Origin of the sequence: Mesorhizobium sp. M0106 (assembly GCF_040322715.1) — a bacterium.
In the GTDB taxonomy this organism is placed as follows: Bacteria; Pseudomonadota; Alphaproteobacteria; order Rhizobiales; family Rhizobiaceae; genus Mesorhizobium.
This window is the reverse complement of sequence record NZ_JAMYUA010000135.1, coordinates 1-754: the sequence shown is the minus strand read 5'-3', so window position 1 is coordinate 754 and position 754 is coordinate 1. Positions and strand designations below refer to the sequence as shown.

Annotated in this window: 1 protein-coding gene; it reads left to right on the top strand. The window is 65.8% G+C overall.

The window, feature by feature from the left end; all coding sequences use genetic code 11:
* Positions 1 to 191 precede the first annotated feature (191 nt).
* Positions 192 to 754, top strand: a 563-nt coding sequence (locus tag NKJ55_RS35445; protein ID WP_352453932.1) for an ABC transporter ATP-binding protein, incomplete at its 3' end; no start/stop codon positions are given.

Below are 754 nucleotides of genomic sequence, written 5' to 3'. Positions count from 1 at the left end.
CGACTGGATTGCGCCCGACTGGAAGCTGCTGCGTCCGATCATCGAGAAGTCGTCCGAGGCCTATGCCAAGGAAAAGGGCATCAAGATCCGCACGGCCGAAGACGCCGAAGCAGTGGTCAGCAACTGAAGTCAAACAACTCGCGGCCGGCCCACGGGCCGGCCGCGATTTCCTGCCTATTGCGGAGTCATCGATGTCCAGCCCGGAAAATCCGATCCTGTCGGTCAGTCGCGTGGAGGCCGTCTACAACGGCGCCATCGCCGCCCTGCACGGTGTCGACCTGTCGGTCGGTAAAGGCGAGATCGTCGCACTGCTCGGCTCCAACGGCGCCGGCAAGACGACGCTGCTACGCGCCATATCCAATCTCCTCCCGGCCGAGCGCGGCACCGTTACCGCTGGCCGGATCACTTTCGACGGCGAGGATGTCTCCAGGGCAAGCCCCTCTCACCTCGTCCGCAAGGGTCTGGTCCAGGTCCTCGAGGGCCGACACTGCTTCCGCTCGCTGACGGTCGAGGAGAACCTTCTGACCGGCGCGCTCGGGCGTTCGTCCTCCCGCACCGGCGTCAAGGCCGACCTCGACCGCGTCTATGCGCTTTTCCCCAGGCTCGCCGAGAAGCGGCGAACCCGGTCCGGCCTCACCTCCGGCGGCGAGCAGCAGATGACGGCGATCGGCCGCGGTCTGATGTCGCGGCCGAAACTGTTCGTGCTGGACGAGCCTTCGATGGGGCTGGCGCCGCTGATCGTCGACGAGATTTT